Source organism: Polyangium sp. 6x1, assembly GCF_029946515.1.
Classification (GTDB): Bacteria; Myxococcota_A; Polyangia; order Polyangiales; family Polyangiaceae; genus Polyangium.
Map to the genome: position 1 here is coordinate 1 of NZ_JARZHH010000123.1, position 18142 is coordinate 18142.

Annotated in this window: 11 protein-coding genes; 4 read left to right on the forward strand and 7 right to left on the reverse strand. The window is 68.8% G+C overall.

The window, feature by feature from the left end; genetic code table 11:
- Positions 1-327: 327 nt before the first annotated feature.
- The 3 genes from QHF85_RS47775 to QHF85_RS47785 form a co-directional block, all read right to left on the reverse strand.
- The gene (locus tag QHF85_RS47775) at positions 328-1116 is read right to left on the reverse strand and encodes a hypothetical protein (protein WP_281334220.1); all 789 of its coding nucleotides are present in this window, start codon (positions 1114-1116) and stop codon (positions 328-330) included.
- A gap of 363 nt (positions 1117-1479) precedes the next feature.
- Positions 1480-5331 carry a serine/threonine-protein kinase gene (locus tag QHF85_RS47780; protein ID WP_281334221.1) on the reverse strand — a complete coding sequence of 1284 codons (3852 nt, stop codon included), beginning with the start codon at positions 5329-5331 and terminating at the stop codon, positions 1480-1482.
- Between the two features lie 109 nt (positions 5332-5440).
- The gene (locus QHF85_RS47785) at positions 5441-6031 is read right to left on the reverse strand and encodes a GDSL-type esterase/lipase family protein (RefSeq protein WP_281334222.1); all 591 of its coding nucleotides are present in this window, start codon (positions 6029-6031) and stop codon (positions 5441-5443) included.
- A gap of 398 nt (positions 6032-6429) precedes the next feature.
- Here QHF85_RS47785 and QHF85_RS47790 point away from each other — a divergent pair, with 398 nt between their 5' ends.
- The 3 genes from QHF85_RS47790 (at position 6430) to QHF85_RS47800 (ending at position 10058) form a co-directional block, all read left to right on the forward strand.
- Positions 6430-6975, forward strand: a complete 546-nt coding sequence (locus QHF85_RS47790; protein ID WP_281334223.1) for a hypothetical protein — start codon at positions 6430-6432, stop codon at positions 6973-6975.
- A gap of 143 nt (positions 6976-7118) precedes the next feature.
- A complete protein-coding gene (locus QHF85_RS47795; RefSeq protein WP_281334224.1) occupies positions 7119-8285 on the forward strand; it encodes an acyl-CoA dehydrogenase in 1167 nt (388 codons plus the stop codon).
- Positions 8286-8633: 348 nt separating this feature from the next.
- Positions 8634-10058, forward strand: a complete 1425-nt coding sequence (locus tag QHF85_RS47800; RefSeq protein ID WP_281334225.1) for an IS4 family transposase — start codon at positions 8634-8636, stop codon at positions 10056-10058.
- Between the two features lie 79 nt (positions 10059-10137).
- Here the strand turns inward: QHF85_RS47800 and QHF85_RS47805 are convergent, their stop codons facing one another.
- From QHF85_RS47805 to QHF85_RS47820, 4 genes are all read right to left on the reverse strand, one after another.
- The gene (locus QHF85_RS47805) at positions 10138-10905 is read right to left on the reverse strand and encodes an SDR family NAD(P)-dependent oxidoreductase (RefSeq protein ID WP_281334226.1); all 768 of its coding nucleotides are present in this window, start codon (positions 10903-10905) and stop codon (positions 10138-10140) included.
- Positions 10906-11277: 372 nt separating this feature from the next.
- On the reverse strand, positions 11278-12111 hold the full coding sequence (locus QHF85_RS47810; RefSeq protein ID WP_281334227.1) for a maleylpyruvate isomerase N-terminal domain-containing protein: 834 nt from the start codon (positions 12109-12111) through the stop codon (positions 11278-11280).
- Between the two features lie 33 nt (positions 12112-12144).
- A complete protein-coding gene (locus tag QHF85_RS47815; protein WP_281334228.1) occupies positions 12145-13590 on the reverse strand; it encodes a MopE-related protein in 1446 nt (481 codons plus the stop codon).
- The gene (locus QHF85_RS47820; protein ID WP_281334229.1) at positions 13587-17168 is read right to left on the reverse strand and encodes a vWA domain-containing protein; all 3582 of its coding nucleotides are present in this window, start codon (positions 17166-17168) and stop codon (positions 13587-13589) included. Before QHF85_RS47820 ends, QHF85_RS47815 begins: the two co-directional genes overlap by 4 nt.
- Before the next feature lie 129 nt (positions 17169-17297).
- On the opposite strand from QHF85_RS47820, the gene QHF85_RS47825 reads away from it, so the two are divergent.
- Positions 17298-17930 (forward strand): hypothetical protein, encoded by a 633-nt coding sequence (locus QHF85_RS47825; protein ID WP_281334230.1) that lies wholly within the window; start codon positions 17298-17300, stop codon positions 17928-17930.
- The last annotated feature ends 212 nt before the right edge of the window (positions 17931-18142 follow it).

The following is an 18142-nucleotide window of genomic DNA, read 5'->3' on the forward strand; positions in this document are numbered from 1 at the left end:
CCGCCGCTGCCGCCGCCGCCGCTGCCGCCGCCGCCGCTGCCGCCGCCGCCGCCGCCGCCGCTGCCGCTGCTGCTGCTGTCACTCGTCCCACTCGAGGGTGGGCTCGAACAAGCCGTACAGAGCACGGCGAGGCATAGAAAAAAGCGCACCACCCAGGTACTTCCGACGAGCTTGTTCATTCGTTGTCCTCGTGATTCCACGTAAGGAAATGGGGAGCGTGGCGGCGGCCCCAGCACCGACGGCGTAGATACCGCCCGACGCGTTCTATCATCTCGTGCCAGCCGCCGCCGCCGCGCGCTCCTCCGCTCGATGCCTCCGAGCGCTGCGCTACCCCTGCACCGGTCCGCCGCCCGACGGGTCCTCGCTCGTCGTCGTCTCGGCGGGCGGCGTGATCTCCTCGCCGGCGAGCGCGCGGGTCGTCGGGCGCACCCGCTCGGAGAGGTCTTTGCGACCGGCCAGACGGAAAAGGCCGACGAGGGTATCGGCGATGCCCTGATGATCCTCGCTCCACGCGAGCACCTGGCTGTCGCGACGGCCGAGCTGATCGGCGAGCTCCTGCTCCTCGCGCAGCATGGCCCCGAGTGCATGATCGAGCGCGCAGGCTTTGTTGTCGAGCGTCGCGGCCATGGCAGCGCTATCGAAGGTGACGCCCTCGACGGTGACCAGGAAGGGCTTTTTCGTCATCAGATCCGACACGCTCCGCGCGTGGCTCACGAGCTCGCGGGGCGCGCGGGGCGTCTCTCCCGCGAGGCCATAGGTGGAGAGCCCCCCGGAGCCGAGCGCGTCCGATATCATCGATTTGACGCGCACGGCGGCGCGGAGGACGTCCGCGGTGGCCGCGTCGCGCGCCTCGCGCACGCCGACGTCGTCGGCGCGCTCCGCGAGGACACGCATTTCCGCCTGGTCGAGGGACTGAGCCGACGCGCCGAGGGTATCCGTCAAGAAGGCGAGGAGGACGTGAAACACCTCCTTCGTCGCTTTCGTATTCGCCCCTTGCACGGAGATCGCGCGCGCCGCGAGCCTCTCGGCGACCTGCTCGGCGTGCGTCTTTGCCGCGTTGATGACATGCCCGCTCGATTGAATCCGGTTATCGACCTGCCTCGACTTCTTCGCCATGAACGACCTCCCTCGCGAAACGCGCCCGCGCGTCCCCAGCCGGGGGTCGAGCGGGCAGGCTTACGGGTCTGGGAAAAACGTGTGCGGGTTGGACGTCTCGCGAACGTGTGCCGCAGGACGGCAGGCACGATCCCGACGCTCGCGGAGGGGTTCCGTCGGCGGAACGGCGGCTTCGCGGGGGTCGATCGGGCGTTCCGTCGGCGGAACGGCGGCTTCGCGGGGGTCGATCGGGCGTTCCGTTCGGGAGGAGGCGGGGGCGCGGGGGTCGATCCCGCGATCCGGTCCGGCGGGGCGGCGGCGCGGGGGTCGGGAGGCGGGAGGTTCGGTGCGGGACGGCTTCGCGGGGGTCGCGGAGGTGGCGAGCTAAGCGGCGGCTTGCTCCCAGACGGCAGAGAGGGCCAGAATGCGGGCGTTTTCAGGGATGTTCTCGAGGAAGCTCCGGCGTAGCTCGGGGTCCTCGATTTTGGCCGCGCGCGAGAGCAAGAGGTCACGCGTCTCGAGCAGCACGGCGCGCGCTCCTTCGTGGTCGCCCGTCGCGTCGAGCGCCTCGGCGCGGATGAGGCGCGAGCGCATTTCATGAGGGCCACATCCACCGATGGCCTTGCGCTCCGCCGCCGTGTCGTCGAGGACGCGCAGCGACTCGACTGCGCGCTCCTGCGCGAGGAGGACGCTCGCCAGCGTCGTGGCGGCCCCGCCGCGCCAATAAGGGACGCCGACAAGGAGCTGGCAGGCCGCGCGCGCTTCACGCTCGGCCGCGGCGAAAGCGCCAGACCCACGGAGAACGATGGCCAGGGTCATCGCGGCGACGCCCGCATAAAGCGGGTTGCTGCGCACGAAATCGGATCCCGCGACGTCGGCCATGATCGCGCGCGCCGCCTCCAGGGCCCCCTGCGCCACGAGCGCCTCGACCAGAAAGCACCTTCCCCAGAAAACCGACTGCGCGGACTCCTCATCGGCCGAAATCGCGGCACGCAGCTCCCGTTCGGCGCGCGCAGGAGCCCCCATGTGCATGAAACTCGCGGCAGCCCACAGAGCGACCCTCGCCGCGTGCCGCCGGTCGCCTGCTTCCTCGTAGCTCGCAACGGAGGCTCGTGCAGCCATCAGGTGTCCCCAGAACTCACCCTCGTAAAAGAGCCTGGCGCTTCGCAGCTCGTGGAGCCTGCCCTGCACCACGGGATCGTGCGCCGCGATGGGTCTGCCGAGCTGCTCCATCCGCGCCGCGCAGCGTCGTGCGTCGTCATACCTGCCGACGACAATCAGGGCATCCAAGACATCCCCGAGGGAGCCCACGAGCGCGCTCACGCTCTCCGGGAGCGGTTCCACCGAAAGGATGGCTTGGACGTCCTCGGAGAGCCCCTCGGATCTCCCGCTCACCGTGGCCCAAATGAGCTTTCCTCCCATGGCCGCGTACCAAAGCGGATCGCCTGGCGCGATCGCGCGCAGGTCGAGCTCCTCCATGCTCGACCCGAACGATTGCCAATCGCCGATCATGGCTTCGGCTTGGCTTCGGACGAGGAGAAGCGACATCCGCAGCCTCCCGGATGCACCGCAGCCGAGGCCACGCTCGGCGCAGGCAATCGCTCCATGCAAGTCATTGGCCCGGAGCGTCTGCGTGGCCGCCGCGAGATACCACTCGGCCGCGCGCTCCGGCCTGTTGCCTCGCTCGAAATGCTCGGCCAGGCGCATCGCGTCGGTTTCGCCCCATTGCACGAGCCACTCCCCCGCGAGCCGATGCCCGAGGGCGCGGTCGGGCTCCGTCAGCATCGCATAGGCGCCCTCCCGCAAGAGCGAATGCCGGAACGAGTACTGCTCCTCGCCCGGAAATCGGCTTGCCTCGCTGCGCTGCAAGACCTCCCGCGCGACCAGCATTTCGAGCCATTCGTGCGCCCGTAGCGCCTCGTCCCCCCCGCCGAGCAGGTGCTCCACGCCGCCGCACCAGAAGACGTCTCCGAATACGCTGCCCGCGCGCAGCACGCGCCGCGCGTCGGCCGGCAGGGCGGCGAGGCGCGCCTCGACCATCGCCAGCACGGTCTCCGGCAATTGCTCCCCGCGTCCCTCGGCCACGGCGCGGACGAGCTCTTCCAGGAAAAACGGATGCCCCGCGGCGCGCTTCACGATCTGCGCGATCGTCCGAGGCTCCGCCGTTTCTCCGAGCGCGCTTTGGGCGAGCTCCTCCGCGGACCGTCGGGTCAACTCGCCCAGGTGAATCTCGGACAGAGAACGCTCGGCCCATACCTTGGGAAACACGTCGTGCACCTCGGGCCTCCCGAATGCCGCGACGAGCAGCGGCCTGCCTGCGAGGTCGCGCAGAGCCGCGTCGACGAGCTTCACCGAGGGGAGGTCGCCCCAGTGCAGATCCTCGAAGACGAGCAAGACCGGGTGCGCGCCACACGCGGCGGCCATGAACTGCCCAAACGAGCGTTGAATCTGATCGGCCATGAGCCGCGCGTCGAGGCGCGCCGCGCGGAGCTTCGTGCTCTCGACGTCGGGGAAGGGCGTGCCCGTCATTTCGCCGAGAAACCCGGCCACGTGACGCACCTCGGGCTCCTCCACGAGGCGCGCGACCTGCGCCATGAGCTTGCGTCTACGCTCCTCGATGGGCTCCTCACCCGCGATCGCGAACGCAGACCGCAGCGCGGAGCCGGCGAGGGAAAACGCCGAGCCTTTGCTCATCACGTCGCCACGCCCGATCCACACGTCGACGGTGGGATAATATCTGCCGACCGTACGGACGAACTCCTGGCGGAGACGGGATTTTCCGATTCCGGGTGGCCCGGTCACGAGCACCACGCGCGCGACGCCCTCGCCCACGCATTCGTCGAGCAGGTCGAGGAGCGCGCGCAGTTCTCGTCCACGCCCCACGAACGGGCTCGGTTTGCCGAGCAGCGTGCGCGCCGTCGTGCTGATCTCCTCCTCGCTCCGAAGCTCGAGCCCGTCCGGCCCACGCACCACCACGAGGCGCGCATCGAAGAGCCCCGCGGTCACGTCGTCGACGAGCACCCGGCGCCCCGCCGCGCGCAGGAGCGCGGCGGCGCGATCGATGACCTGTCCGACCGGCAGCATCTCCTCGACCTCGCCGAGGCCGGTGGCGATCGCAATGGACGCGTCCGGCACGTGCGCGCGGAGCTCCAGGGCGCACCGCGCCGCCCGGGCCGCCACATCCGACGCGCTCGTCGCATTCATGAAGACGGCCAGCATCGAGCCATCCGCCAGCCACTCGGTCCGCGCGCCGAACGGCGCCGCGGCCGATTCCAACGTTTTTCGGAGCGGGAGCGTATCCTCGACCGCAGCGTCCTCGGCCGGCGCCCCCACGGCGACGATGCCGAGCAAACGCTGCTCGCTCCTCGTCAAGGCCTCCGCGGGCGGCATTTCGGAGAGCCATCGCCACGTGTCACGCGCGTCGAGACAGGCGAGCGCATCCGCGACCTCCCCCGCATCGGTGAGCCGATCGGCCGGATCTTTCGCGAGCATACACGCGACCAGCGCTTCGAGCCGCACCGAGGCCTCGGGCCGGAGCGTTCGCAAGGGCGGCGGATCCTCGAGCAAGACCTTCGCCAGGATGGCCATCACGTGCTCGCCCACGAAGGCAGGCTGCCCGGTCAAGCACTCGAAGAGCACGGCGCCGAGCGCGAAGACGTCCACGCGCGCGTCGAGCGACGAAGCTCCGCGCGCCTGCTCGGGCGCCATATACCCCGGCGTCCCCAGGACGACGCCCGTCCGCGTGAACCGTGGCGAGAGCGGGCCCAGACGCGCGAGGCCGAAATCGAGCAATTTGACGCGGTCGATCGCGCCGTCCACGAGAAAGACGTTGCTCGGCTTGATATCGCGGTGCACCACGCCCCGCGCGTGCGCCGTCGCGAGGGCCGAGGCCGCCGCGCCGATCACGGTGATGCTCTCGTCAATCGTCAGCCTTCCGCGTGAAAGTCGTGTGCCGAGGTCCTCCCCGGCGAGCCATTCCATCGCGAGGAAGGGCTCGCCTGCGCCGGAGACGCCGTGCGTGACATACCGGACGATGCCCGGATGATCGAGCTCGGCGAGCACGCGCGCCTCCATATCGAAACGTGCAAGGTCGCGGGGCTCCCGGTCGTGGAGCACCTTGATGGCCACCGGCCCGCTGGAGAGGCGGTCGTGCGCTCGGAAGACCGAGCCCATTCCCCCCGAGCCGGCAATCCGCTCGATGACGAATCGATCGTCGATGATGTCCCCCGCCTGCATGCGCACCTCCGGCGTGGAGGAACGTAAGGTCAGACGGGGCGCACCGGTTGGAGGAATCCGTCGTCGCGGGCAGGACGGACATCAGCACGGTTGTCTGCCGGAACGCGGCCTACCGGCAATCCGTGAACACCTCGCGCAAGAGCACCTCGCCGAGTTTTTCGTGTCCTTTCGGCCCGAAATGCAGGCCATCCTTGAAGGGCGCCGCATACTCGGGGCAGAGCCGGTTCGGGTTGCCGCACGAGAGCAGCGCGAACGCATCGACCACGTGATCGACCTCGCCCGCGGCCTTGCGCGCCCGGATCCAATCGTTCACCTGCGCCGTGGCCGCCGCCCGTTTGTCGTTCCAGTATTTGGAAAAACCACCCCAGGGCGCGACGGTCAGCGCGACGACCTGCATCTTGCGCCCCTTCGCGAGGGCATACATGGCCGAGAGGTCGTTCTCGATGAGCTTGGGCGTGCGGAAAGCCGTCTCGTCGCTGTAAAGATCATTCACGCCGCCGAAGACGATGACGTGGGTATAGGCCGGTTTGTCCGAAGGCGGAGGCTCGCCGAGCACGTCGCGCGCGAAGCGGCGGTGCATCTGGTTCACCATCTGTCCGCCGACGCCGTAATTATCAAATCGGCTCTCGGGGCAATGCGCGCGCAGGTAATCGAGGAATTTGCCGCCATGGGAGCGGGCATCCGTGAGGGAATCGCCCATGGCCGCGACGATGTAGGCACGGCGGGAATCGGTGGGCGGCGCGGGTGCGGGAGCGGATGCGGATGCAGATGCGGATGCGGACGCGGATGCAGGCGCGCTCTCCGCGCTGGGCGAAGTCTTCGGATTCGAGGCGCTCTCCGCGCAACCGGAAGAGCAAACGAGCGCGGCGACGAGGAGCAAGGCGGAGCGGAGGCGACGCATGGGAAGCGCGTTCTTATCACGCCCCCGCCGCCCCCACGCGGTGAGGTCTCGATCCGTCAACGGATCGACTCCGATAAACCCCTCTACCACGTGCCGCAACGTCACGCGCACACGGTCAAAATCCTGCTAGCCGGGCCCGCCCGACTTGCGCTACCAAGGACGCTGGGCACCGGCCCGTGGAAAGACGAGGGAAGAAGATGCGACCGATCAAGTGGACATTTTCGATGGGGATCTCCCTCGCACTCGCGCTCGGCGTCGCAGCCTGCGGAGGCGGGCAGCCCCCCCCTCCCCCAGCATCGCCGCAGCCACAAGCCAAGGCCACGCCCCCCACGACCGCCGCCCCCACGCCGCCCACGCCCACGCCCACGGCCGCGCCGTCCACCACAGCCGCGACCCCCGAGCCCCCGCCCGGCAAGTACACGACCGAGATCGTGGTCCACCAGGCGGAAATCCACGGCAAAGTCAAGCTGAAGGCCGGCAAGAAGCTGCTCATCGAGCCCCTCGTGGCGACAAGCCAAACCGCCCCGCAGAAGGGCAACAAAGCCGAGATCTTCCGCGTGATCGGCAAAAACGGCGCCGAGAGCGACTGGCTGCTCGTCGCCGAAGGCGAGGTCGGCGAGACCTGGGTCCAAGGCAAGAACGTCGAGGTCACCGTGCTCGACGAGAAGGACGCCCCCATCGAAGGCAAGAAGGCCTTCCATTTCACCCCCGGGACGATGGTGCGATTGCGCTGGCAATGGTAACCACGCCGCCCCGTCGGCTCGGTTGACGACCCCGCACACGCCCCCCCATAATCCGCAGCCTCTTTCGACGCTCGGACAAGCCGAGCTCGGCCCCCGAACCCCCGACCCTTCGACGCCTGGGGCCAAACCCAAGGAGATCACACGTGTCGCACCCCCCGCTCACGCACCTGTCCGAGGAAGAGACGCTCTTCCGCGACCAAGTGCTCGATTTCGCGAAGAAGCGCGTCGCGCCGCTCGTCAGCGAGATGGACGAGAAAGGCGCACTCGACCCCGCGCTCCTGCCGCCCCTCTTCGAGCTCGGCCTCATGGGCGTCGAGATCCCCGAGACCTACGGCGGCGCCGGCTCGAGCTTCTTCAACGCGATCCTCGCCGTCGAAGCCCTCGCCGTCGTCGACCCAAGCGTGAGCGTGCTCGTGGACGTGCAGAACACGCTCGTCGCGAACGCACTCCTGCGCTGGTCGAACGACGCCCAGAAGGAGAAGTACCTGCCCCGTCTCTGCAAGGACTGGGTGGGCTCGTACGCCCTCAGCGAAGCCGGCAGCGGCTCCGACGCGTTCGCCCTCCAAGCCCGCGCGACGCAGAAGGACGGTCGCTGGGTGCTGAACGGTCGCAAGCTCTGGATCACGAACGCAAACGAGAGCACGCTGTTCCTGGTGCTCGCAAACGTGGACCCGACGAAGGGCTACCGCGGCATCACCGCCTTCCTCGTGGAGCGCAACTTCCCCGGCTTCTCCGTGGGCAAGAAGGAAAACAAGCTCGGCATCCGCGCCTCGAGCACGTGCGAGCTCGTCCTCGAAGACTGCGAGGTGCCGGCCGAGAACGTGCTCGGCGAAGTCGGCAAGGGCTACAAGATCGCGATCGAGACGCTGAACGAGGGCCGCATCGGCATCGGCGCGCAGATGATCGGTCTCGCCCAAGGCGCGTTCGACCAAGCGATGCGCTACATGGCCGAGCGCAAGCAGTTCGGCCAGTCGATCGCAAACTTCCAGGGGATGCAGTTCCAGTACGCCCGCATCGCAACGGAGATCGAAGCCGCACGGCTGATGGTCTACAACGCCGCACGGCGGAAGGACGCAGGCCTGCCGTTCGTGAAGGAAGCAGCGATGGCGAAGCTCTTCGCCTCGGAAGTCGCCGAGCGCACGGCATCCCTCTGCGTGGAGTTCTTCGGCGGCGTAGGCTTCACGAAGGAGTACCCCGCAGAGAAGTTCTTCCGCGACGCAAAGATCGGCAAGATCTACGAGGGGACGTCAAACATGCAGCTCGCCACGATCGCAAAGCTCCTGCAAAGCGAGTACGAGGTGAAGGGATGACCGTCTGCCCCCGCTGCGGCGCGCGAGCGACCTACGTGGGGGTCTTGACGGTGGAGTGCGCAACGCGGGGCTGCCCAAACTTCCGGGAGCCCCCGCCCACTCCCCCCACGGCCACGCCCCCGCCAAAGGACGCACCCACAACCGAAGCCCGCACAGAAAAATCCCCCGAAGACGAGGAGTTGCTCTCCTCGATGCTCGAAGGCGGGTTTTTCTAGAAGCGTCGCGCCGGGGTTTCACCCCGGACCCGACCAGGGGCTCTTCGCCCCTGGACCCGAACCAGGGCCTGAGCACTGGTCTCATCTCCGATCGGTACATTTGCCCCCTCTGACGACATTTACCGAGTGAGTGTTGAACGCAGAGACGGCCACGTCGGCGGAGGCGTGGGCAGAGGAGGAGTTCGGGCATGCGGACCTTGGAGACAAACGCCGGACCCGGCGACTGATGCGCATGGCCGCGCAGGCGGCGCAGTGTCCGTCGGGGAAGGTCAGTGAGGTTTTCCACGTCGATGCCGAGCGGCAGGGGGCGTACGACCTCCTGGAGAGTCCCCACGTCGACGCGGGTGCCATCCTGGAGGCGCTCGGCATTGCCAGCGCGCGCCGCTGCGCCAGCGAGCTGTACGTCTTCGTCGCCATCGATGGCACCAGCCTCACGCTTACCGATCACAACCGAAGCAAGGATTTCGGCACCGTCGGCACGTACGGGCGAGGCACGCGGGGGCTAAACGTCGTCTGCGGTCTGGCCGTCGACGCGCAGGGCGTGCCCTGCGGCGTGACGTCGATGCAGTGGTGGGCGCGAGACCTGAAGCCCAAAGAAAACAGCTCCAAGCGCAAACTGCACGACAAGGAGCTCGGCTCCTGGGCCGACGTGATCACCGAGACGTCCGAGCGGTTCGCCAAGGCGGCGCCAGGCTCCTGTGCCTGGTTCCAGCTCGATCGCGAGGCCGACGCCTGGCAGCTCCTGCTCCATCTCTCGGAGAGCGGGCATTGGTTCACCGTCCGGGGCAACGCCAACCGTCGGATCCTGTCGGAGACAGGCGCGCGCCGATACGTGCTCGACGAGCTGGCGCGCCCGAGCGCCCACAGGGGCACGTTTTCCCTTTGGATCTCGGCAGCGCCGGGTCGCACGGAGCGCGTGGCGTCGATGAGCGCGCAAGCCGCGCAAGTCACGCTGTTCCTTCGAGACGCATGGAACAAACGTTGGTGCACGTTGCCGCTCTACGCGGTGCGCATCCTCGAGACTGGCCACGTGCCCGCGGGCGAGGAGCGTATCGACTGGCTGCTGTACACCAACCATCCGGTGCACACGTTCGAGGACGCATTGCTGGTCGCCCATGGCTACAGCACGCGCTGGCGGATCGAGGACTTTTTCCGAACGTGGAAGACGGGTCAGTGCAACGTCGAGTCCACGCAACTTCAAGGCATTCAACAAGTCAAAATCTGGGGAAGCATGCTCGCAGCCATCGCCGCACGGACCGAACGTCTCAAGCACCTGGCGCGCACCCGACCGGACCTGCCAGCGACCGAAGAGTTCGCGACGCATGAGGTCGACGCGCTCGTCCTGTTCAAGCGGAAACGAAAGAAGAAGAACGAGCAGATCCCCGATGGGATCCCGCCGCTCGCGCTCGCCGTGCAGTGGGTCGCCGAGCTCGGCGGCTACACCGGCAAGTCTTCCGGAGGACCACCGGGCTCCGTCACCATCAGCCGCGGGCTCGAACGACTGGCACCCGCAGCAGAGATGCTACGGGTGCTCAGGGAGGATGGGCTCGCGAGATGAGACCAATGCTCAGAACCAGGGCCAGCCCTGGACCTCAGGTGCATCGACCGCGATGCGGTCGATGCAAAAGGAACACGCTCTAGCCCGGCAGCCTCTTGATCGGCGGCGAGAACCGCGCCGTCACCCACCGCGCAAGCCGCGGAAACCAGAGCGTCACGCCATACGATCGCGGGTAGATGATCCGCGCCTTCTTGCGCTCGACCGCCCGCACCACGAGCCGCGCAAGCCCATCCGCCGTACCCGTCGGCGACAGCCGCGTCGAGAGCGTAGGCTCATACCTCTCGTACCCCTTGCGCCCCATGTCCGTATCCACCGGCCCCGGATACACCGTGACCACGTGCACGCCCGTGCCCCGCAGCTCACCCCGCAGCCCCTCCGAAGCATTCGCCAAAGCGCCCTTCGAAGCATTGTAATAGTACATGCCCGGCATGGGCGTGAGCGCCGCCATCGAAGCAATGTCGACGATCGTCCCCCTCCGCCGCTCGAGCATGCCCGGCAAAACCGCACGCGTGAGGCGCATCGGCGTGAGCACGTTGAGGCGCAAGAGCATCTCCCCCGCATCCACCGCCGCAAGCTCCGTCGGCTCGATGTTCTGCACCCCCGCGTTGTTCACGAGCACATCGATAGGACCAAGCTCCTTCTCCGCAGGCGCAATCCAATCCGTCGCGCGCTCCGGCAGAGAGAGGTCCGCCTGATGAAGGAAAGCCCGGCCCGAAAGCTCACGCGCGATGGCATCGAGCCGATCCTTGCGCCGCGCGACAAGCGAGAGGACCGCGCCCTTCGCAGCAAACGCGCGCGCCAAGGCCTCCCCAATGCCAACCGACGCACCCGTGATGGCGACGTGCATGCCAAGGCCTTACTACGGGCGTGCCGCGGATGCACGGGCCTCACCAGGAAGCGTCGCGCCGGGGCGCTGCCCCGAACCCCGCGGGGGCTGTTCGCCCCTCGACCCGAACCAGGGCCAGCCCTGGACCTTTGGTGGAAGAACTGCGCTCCGCGCAGTTCTTCCAACAGGCCGCCGCTGGTAGCGCGTCGCCAGTTGAACCCTCAGCGCGGCTGTCTCGGTTGGCAGGGTCGGTTGCGGTCTTGCATCGGCCCGTTCGATGAACTGCGCGGAGCGCAGTTCATCGACCACGAGTCCAGCGCTTGCGCTGGTCCGGGTGCAGGGGTGGACAACCCCTGCTGGGGCCTGGGGCAACGCCCCAGCGAGACGCCCCCGCTACGCCATGATCGTGACCATGCGGAAAATCGGCGCTGCGAGCGCCTCGTCGCCGCGCACGACCGCACCGGCCCGCGCCTTCTCCGGATCGAGGCCCTTCGTCCAGAGTCGCCACGCGCTGTCTGCGTCGAGCTCTACCGTTGCGAGGGCTTTCGTCTCCCGCGAGACCACGAGCTCCCAGCGGTCTGCGGCGCGTGCGAGGTGCCACGTGCCGCCTGCTTCGCCTGTGATCACGATGTCGACGCCTGCGCCGTCGGCGGCCGGGACATTGCGGTAGGCGTGCGGGGCGCCTCGCAGGAAGGCGTCGATCACCGGGTGCATGTAGCGCCGTTCCTTGAGGCCGGGCTTGCCCACGGCGTCGCGGATCTGCTGCTGGTGGTGCCACTTCTCCGTGTACTCGCGGGCCACGTCGAACCAGTTCTGCGACCACTCCTCGCCGGCCCACGCCACGCTGAAGATCGCCGGTCCTTCGGGATCGAGGCCCTCGAAGAGCACGGTCACCTCTTCGTCGGCGCGGCGGAGCAGGTCCATGAGCACGCGCGGTGAGAGCCTGCGCGCGGCCAGCATCCACTCGGTGTTCAGGCGCTGGATGAACTCGACCATCGCCTCGAACGAGCGCATCTCGGGGGCTGGGATGACCTGCCCGTCTCGCTGGAACGAGAGCCGCCGGAAAGAGCCGTCGAGCAGGTGCGCTGCGAGGTCCTTCACGTCGCGCGTCGTGTGGACCGTCGGCTTGCTCCAGTCGTCTGGGGCGAGCGAGGCGAGCAGGTCGTGGAGGGCTGCGGAGACGTCGCGGAAGAGGTGCGCGGTGGCGATGGGGGGCAGAGGCGTCACGGACGCGACTCTACCCCGCTTCCCGCGGGAAAACTATTGCCGGCAGCAGCGGAAGCCGATGTTCGGAAGGAGCGTCCCCTCCGCGGCGCGGGCTGGTAGCTCCATCGTGCAGGCGAGGCCGAGCGCTGGAGAAAGGTACGAACCGCCATGAAGCTGGAAGATCCGGTTCGGCGCGGCCGCGGCGTTCGTCTGGGTGCGCGTCCATTCGGTCACGTTGCCCGAGAGGTCACGCGGCCCCGCGCCCGAGACGCACGCGGCGAGGCTGCCCGTCGGGACGGCTGCGCCCATCGCCGCGGGGTTGTCCACGCCGAGGCAGGACATCGCGTCGTACGTCGCGCCGTACGGGTAGAGCATGCTCGCGGGGCCGCGGCATGCCGCTTCGAGCTCGGTGGCCGAGCATAGACGGAAGCCCGGCCCGCGTGCCGCGCATGCGGCCTCGGCCTCGGCGAAGGAGCCGCCGGTCCAGGGCAGCACCGAGGCCTTGCTGCAGGCCACCGATTCGAGGATGCCTGCCGCCTGCATGCTCGCGTCGGGCCGCGACGCCTCGTAACGATCCACGAAGGCGGGCGGGTTCGATCCGGGAATCGAATCCATGTCGAATGCCGTGGGATCGAGCTCCTCGTCGACGAACCCGTCGCAATCGTCGTCGACGCCGTTGCATTGCTCGGCCGTCGGCGGGAGCGCATCGGGCAGCACCGAGAGATCGCAGGTCGTCGTGGCCGCGTTTTGCGGGTCGCAGACGACCACGCCGACGTCGGCGCATTTGCCGAGGCCGCCGTCGTCGCAGGCCGAGCCGAGCTCCTGGAACCATTCGTCCACGCTGCCGTCGCAGTTGCCGTCGACGCCGTCGCAGCGGGTCTCGGTGATCCGCACGAAGCCGGAGACGACCTCGACCTCGGGCGGATACACGCACGACCAGCCCGCGGAGCCGTTGCAGACGACCATCGTCCCTTCGCAGGGCGTCCCGGCCGTCACGGTGCAGAGGTTCGATGGCGGGGCGAGATCGGGGTCGGCCGAATCGACCTTGCCGTCGCAATCGTCGTCGATCCCGTTGCATTGCTCGGGGCCGAGGACGGGCACCGGGCAGGCGTATTCGCAGCCGTTCTTCGGGTCCCCGTCGACGTCGTACGAGCCGGCGACGCACGTGTCGACGACGCAGACGCCCTGCTCGCAGCGCGGGAAAGCGCTCGGCAGGAGGCATTTGTTGCCGCACGCGCCGCAGTTGTCGACGTCGTTCACGAGGTCGGCGTCGCAGGACGGGCCGCCGCCCACCTGCGAAAAACCGCCGAACCCGATACCGCCCTCGCCGCCCTCGCCGCCCATGCCGCCCGCCGCGCCGGAGGCGCCGCTGCCGGAGGGCTCCGCGCCGCACGAGAAGCAGAATGCGTCGTCCACGCAGCCGCTACCGAAGAGGACGGCGAACATCGCCGGGAGCACGGCGCCGAAGACCCCGAGCCGCATCGTTCGTCCCGATTTCATGCCGCCTCCTTGCGCGACGCGCGCGCGCCGCGGCGACGCCCGAGGCCGAGCGCCGCGAAGGCGACGAGCCCCGCGATCACGGCCGCGTTTTGCCGACCGCCTTCCACGACGCCGCACGTGCAACCGCCGCCGCCCGTGGCCAATCCATAGGCGTCGTCGTTCCCCGCGGCGCCCGCGCTGCCCGTGCTGGTCGTGGGATTGCCACCATTGCCGCCCGAACCGCCGCTGCCGGCCGCGCCGCCTTCGCCGCCCTCGCCGCCTGCGCCGCCCATGCCGCCGTCGGGCGCGTTCACGCAGACGCCGTCCACGCAGACCTGGCCCGGGTTGCAGGTCACCTGATCGCACGTCGCCTTGAGGCAATAGTTGTCCTCGTTGCACGACAGGCCCGGCGGGCACGGGAATTCGCCGCCCGTGCAGGGGATCGCGCATTGCGCCTCGATGCATTTGCTGTCGCCGGGGCACGGCGCCATGTTGTCGCCCAGGCCGTCGCAGTCCTCGTCGAGCCCGTTGCAGAGCTCCTCCTTCGGACCGACGAAGCCCACGCAGACGGGCATCGCGTTGATGCAGAGCACCGTGCCGAGCTGGCAAGGGCTCTGATCGTTCGGCGCCGTGAGCTCGCCGCAGGGTACGCCGAAGACCATCGGCTGGTTCGTCGAGACGTCCGGCTCCTCGTCGATGTTGAAATCGCAGTCGTTGTCGACGCCGTCGCAGACCTCGGGCGACGGGATGCAGCTCGGGCAATCGAGCGGCAGGCCCGCGGCGTCCTCGTCGACGAGGCCGTCACAATCGTCGTCCATGCTGTTGCAGACCTCGGTCATCGGCGAAGCGCCGGGATCCGTGATGCCGCACTCGGTGCCCGATCCATCGGCCTTGCAGACGTACGTGCCGACGCCGAGGCAGGCGCCGATCTCGCCGTCCGTGCAGGGCTGCCCCTTCTCGGGGAAATCCTCGTCGATGAGGTTGTCGCAATCGTCGTCGAGGCCGTTGCAGAGCTCGAACTTCTGGTTTTGCCCGATGATCTGCGCGAGCGCGTTCGCGAGCTCGCTCTTCGACGACACGAAGAACGCCTGCCCCGTGCCGCCGGCGACCGCGATCTGGTTCAACTGCGCCTGCTCGCTCGGGAGCACGGAGAAGCCGATCACGTAGGTCGGGACGGGCTTTCCATTGATGCCGGCGTTCAGCGCCGCCGCGGCGGCCTGGGGGCTGCCCTGGCAGCTCTCGGCGCCGTCCGTGAGCAGAATCGCGGCGTACGAGCGGCACGCCGCGGCGCTGTCGCAGGTGACGACGGGCGTGAGGTAATCGTACGTCGCCTGGAGCGCGCCGGCGAGCGGCGTCGGGCCCGAGCCGCGCACCTCGCAGTTGCCCATGGGGCAGTGGTTGCCTTCCAGCGTGCTCGCGTCGAACATCGCGTCGGCATCCTCGACGCCGTCGAGCCATTTCAGATACCGGTTGACGGGCTGGTTGAACCCGACGAGGAACTGCGCGCCGCGCCGCGGAGGACCGCAGGATCCCGCGTAGTTGATGCAATCCGACGTCGGCGTCATCTCCATCGCCTCTTGCGGCCAGCCGATCGGGATGTTCCCGGTGAACGTCGCGTTGTTCGGGTACCCCGCGCCCGGATAGAGCTGCGAGAGGACGCACTGGTTGTCCGGGTACACCGAGGGGTACGGCGGCGGCAGGTTGTCCGAAGGATTGTCGTACGAGCAGCAGCTCTGCGCGCACTCGAAGTTCGCCGCGGACTGGCAGCTCCGGTTCACCCCGACGTCCTGGTAATACCGGGCGAGCGCATAATCGCTCTCCGGGAACGCGCTGAGCACCTGCGTGAGCGCCTGCTTCGCGATGAACAAGCGCGAGTTGTTGCCCGCCGTCGCGTCGGGATCACTGCCCGTGTCGACGCCTGGATGATCGACCGAGCCATCGCCGAACGTGGGGTTGCCCGCGAGGTCGTTCAGCATCGAGCCCGACGTGTCGAGCACGAGCGCGAAGCGCGGGCGCGCATCCGACGCCGGCACGAGGCACTGCGCCGGGTCGTAGTTGCAGATCTGCGGGACGCCGTTCAAACACGCCTGGACCATCGTGCCGTCCGGGCAGGGGATCACGCCGAGGTCCTCGTCGACCATGCCATCGAAATCGTTGTCCCAGCCGTCGCAGATCTCGCCGACGTAGGCGCTGTCGATCTGCAGCTCGCCCGCGCCGCCGCCCGCCTCGCCGGCGCAGATCGGGCAGATGCCGCCGTTCGCGCCGCGCACGTCGAAGATCGCCTGCGGGTGGATCGTGCCGACGCGCGACTGCACGTTGATGATGCCGCCGCCGCCGCCGCCCGCGCAATCGTCGCACGTGCCGTTGTTCTGCGTGGCGCGGCACTCGACCTCGTTGTCCATCGGATCGAGGGGCGTGCACTGGTTCGACCCGTTGGCGCAGACCGAGCCGAGGTCACCGCCGAGGTTCTTGCACGTCTGCCCGAGGAGCGTGTTGCATTGCGCGTTCGAGGTGCAAGGCGTGCAGTTGCAGGGCCCGCAGCGGCCCGCCTGGCAGGTTTGTCCAGACTGGCAGTCGCCGTTCACCGTGCAAGGCAGGCATTTCGGCTGCGAGTCGCCGCCGCGGCCGCCGTGGGCGCTGATGCGCGCGCTGCTCGCGACGTTCACGTGATCGCCGATGATCAGGATCGATCCGCCCGCGCCGCCGCCCGCCGAGTCGTTGCCGACGGCGCAGCCGCGGTGCCCGTCGGCGCTGACGCCGCCGGCGATGTCGATCATGCCGTCCTGCGCGGCGGTCGCGGCGAAGAGCACGATGCGCCCGCCGCCGCGGCCCGCGCGGAGCCCCGCCTCGTAGCCGTCGCGGCACCCCTTGTCCCCGCCGGCCGCGCCAAACTCGACCTCGTAGACGCTGTGTCGGTACGGCAGGCCCGCGACCGTGGGAAACCCATCGCCCGCGCCGTTCGCGCTGTTCGTCGTGCCGTAACAGACGGCCTTGTTCGGATCGTTCGCCGCGACGCACGAGCTTCCGTTGGCCGCGAGGTTTCCGCAGTCCTCCTCCCACTCCTGCGGGAACTCGCACGCGGTCGCCGAGCCCATGATCTGGCAGTCCTTCGTGCCGCGCCCGCCCTGCCCGAAATGCGCGCCGCCGCCGCCGGAGTCGAGCACCGAGCAGCCGCCGCGCCCGCCGGAGAGCGGCGACGTCGCGGGCCCCTCGCCGTCGTTGCACAAGAGGCCTCGGTAGCCCGCGCCCTTCGCGATGATGCGCGAGGTCGCGTCGATGGTGATCTGGTTGGCCTTGAGGATGAGGTTGCCGGTGGTCGTTTTGCTCGTCCCGTCGTAGGGCGCGACGCAGACGAGGGCGCCCTTGGTCAAGGACACGACGCCGAACGTCTTTTCGCCGCCGTAACGACAGGCGGTGTTCTGCGCGGGGGTCGCGTTGACCTGGCAGAGTCGATCCACTGGCGTGCCGCCGTCGGGGCACACCGCGGGCCCGGCGACGCTGCCGTCGAGGATCAGGTCCGCGGCAAGAGCACGCGGACCGAGGAGGAGGATGACCGCGAGCGCAGCGAAGGCGCACGCAAAGGCGCGAAAGCGTAACATGCCAACAGAGCAATCTAGAGAAACGGTGTCCGCTTGTCCATGGCTCCGGGAGGAGCCGCGCAATCGCGATGGCGTGACGCCCTTGCTCCCGCGGCGTACCATCGGCGAAGAACAGCCGGAGGACGCACCATGCAGCTCTCTTCCTTTCGATCCGCGCAGTTCATCGCGGCAAACGCCCTCATCGCCCTCGCCTTGCTCGCATGCGAGACCGAGGTCACCGACACGAACCACGGAGCCGGCGGCGGAGCCGCAAGCGGCAGCAGCGGCGGAGGCGCAGGCGGCAGCGGAGGCGAAGGCGGCGCCGGGGGTGGCGGCGGCAGCGGGGGCGCGGGCGGAGGAGGAGGCGGCGGCGCGGGCGGAGGAGGAGGCGGCGGTGTCGAATACTCCGCGGCAAACCTCCTCACGCACGTCCCGCGGTTCATCATCTTCAAGGCCGATCCCACACAAAACGTCTGCTTCCGCCTCTTCGTCGAGATGGGCTCGATGTCGCCGCTCGCAATCGAAGCAACGGCCCCGTGGATCATCTCGCACGCAGACGTCACGAACCAGGCGAGCGACTGCGCCACGCCAGGAGGTTCTCCCCCGCAACCGATGAGCGCCGCGCCGGCCATCTCCGGCGCCGGGACGCTCGTGGTCGACGGAACGTTCCCCTGCACGATCTCCCTCCACGGCACACTCTCGTTCGACGCCCAAGGCCCGTGGGTCCCGATGAGCGAGCCCTTCGACGTGGATGCGCTGCCAGTCGAGGGAGGCTGCGGCTGAAGGAGCCGCCGCGCCGGGGCGCTGCCCCGGTCCCCGCGGGGGCTGTTCGCCCCTCGACCCGAACCAGGGCCAGCCCTGGACCTCTGGGCATCGACTGCGCGAAGCGCAGTCGATGCGGGGAAAGTTTTTCAAGCTGTTCGCCCCCTCTTGGCAGCGCCAGCCCTGGACCTCCGGGCATCGACTGCGCGAAGCGCAGTCGATGCGGGGAAAGT

Excerpts from the sequence above, each read along its gene's own strand:
- QHF85_RS47775 (WP_281334220.1), bottom strand. The coding sequence starts at position 1,116 with ATGGCGAAGAAGTCGAGGCAGGTCGATAACCGGATTCAATCGAGCGGG.
- QHF85_RS47780 (WP_281334221.1), bottom strand. The coding sequence starts at position 5,331 with ATGCAGGCGGGGGACATCATCGACGATCGATTCGTCATCGAGCGGATT.
- QHF85_RS47785 (WP_281334222.1), bottom strand. The coding sequence starts at position 6,031 with ATGGGCGATTCCCTCACGGATGCCCGCTCCCATGGCGGCAAATTCCTC.
- QHF85_RS47790 (WP_281334223.1), top strand. The coding sequence starts at position 6,430 with ATGCGACCGATCAAGTGGACATTTTCGATGGGGATCTCCCTCGCACTC.
- QHF85_RS47805 (WP_281334226.1), bottom strand. The coding sequence starts at position 10,905 with ATGCACGTCGCCATCACGGGTGCGTCGGTTGGCATTGGGGAGGCCTTG.
- QHF85_RS47815 (WP_281334228.1), bottom strand. The coding sequence starts at position 13,590 with ATGAAATCGGGACGAACGATGCGGCTCGGGGTCTTCGGCGCCGTGCTC.
- QHF85_RS47820 (WP_281334229.1), bottom strand. The coding sequence starts at position 17,168 with ATGTTACGCTTTCGCGCCTTTGCGTGCGCCTTCGCTGCGCTCGCGGTC.
- QHF85_RS47825 (WP_281334230.1), top strand. The coding sequence starts at position 17,298 with ATGCAGCTCTCTTCCTTTCGATCCGCGCAGTTCATCGCGGCAAACGCC.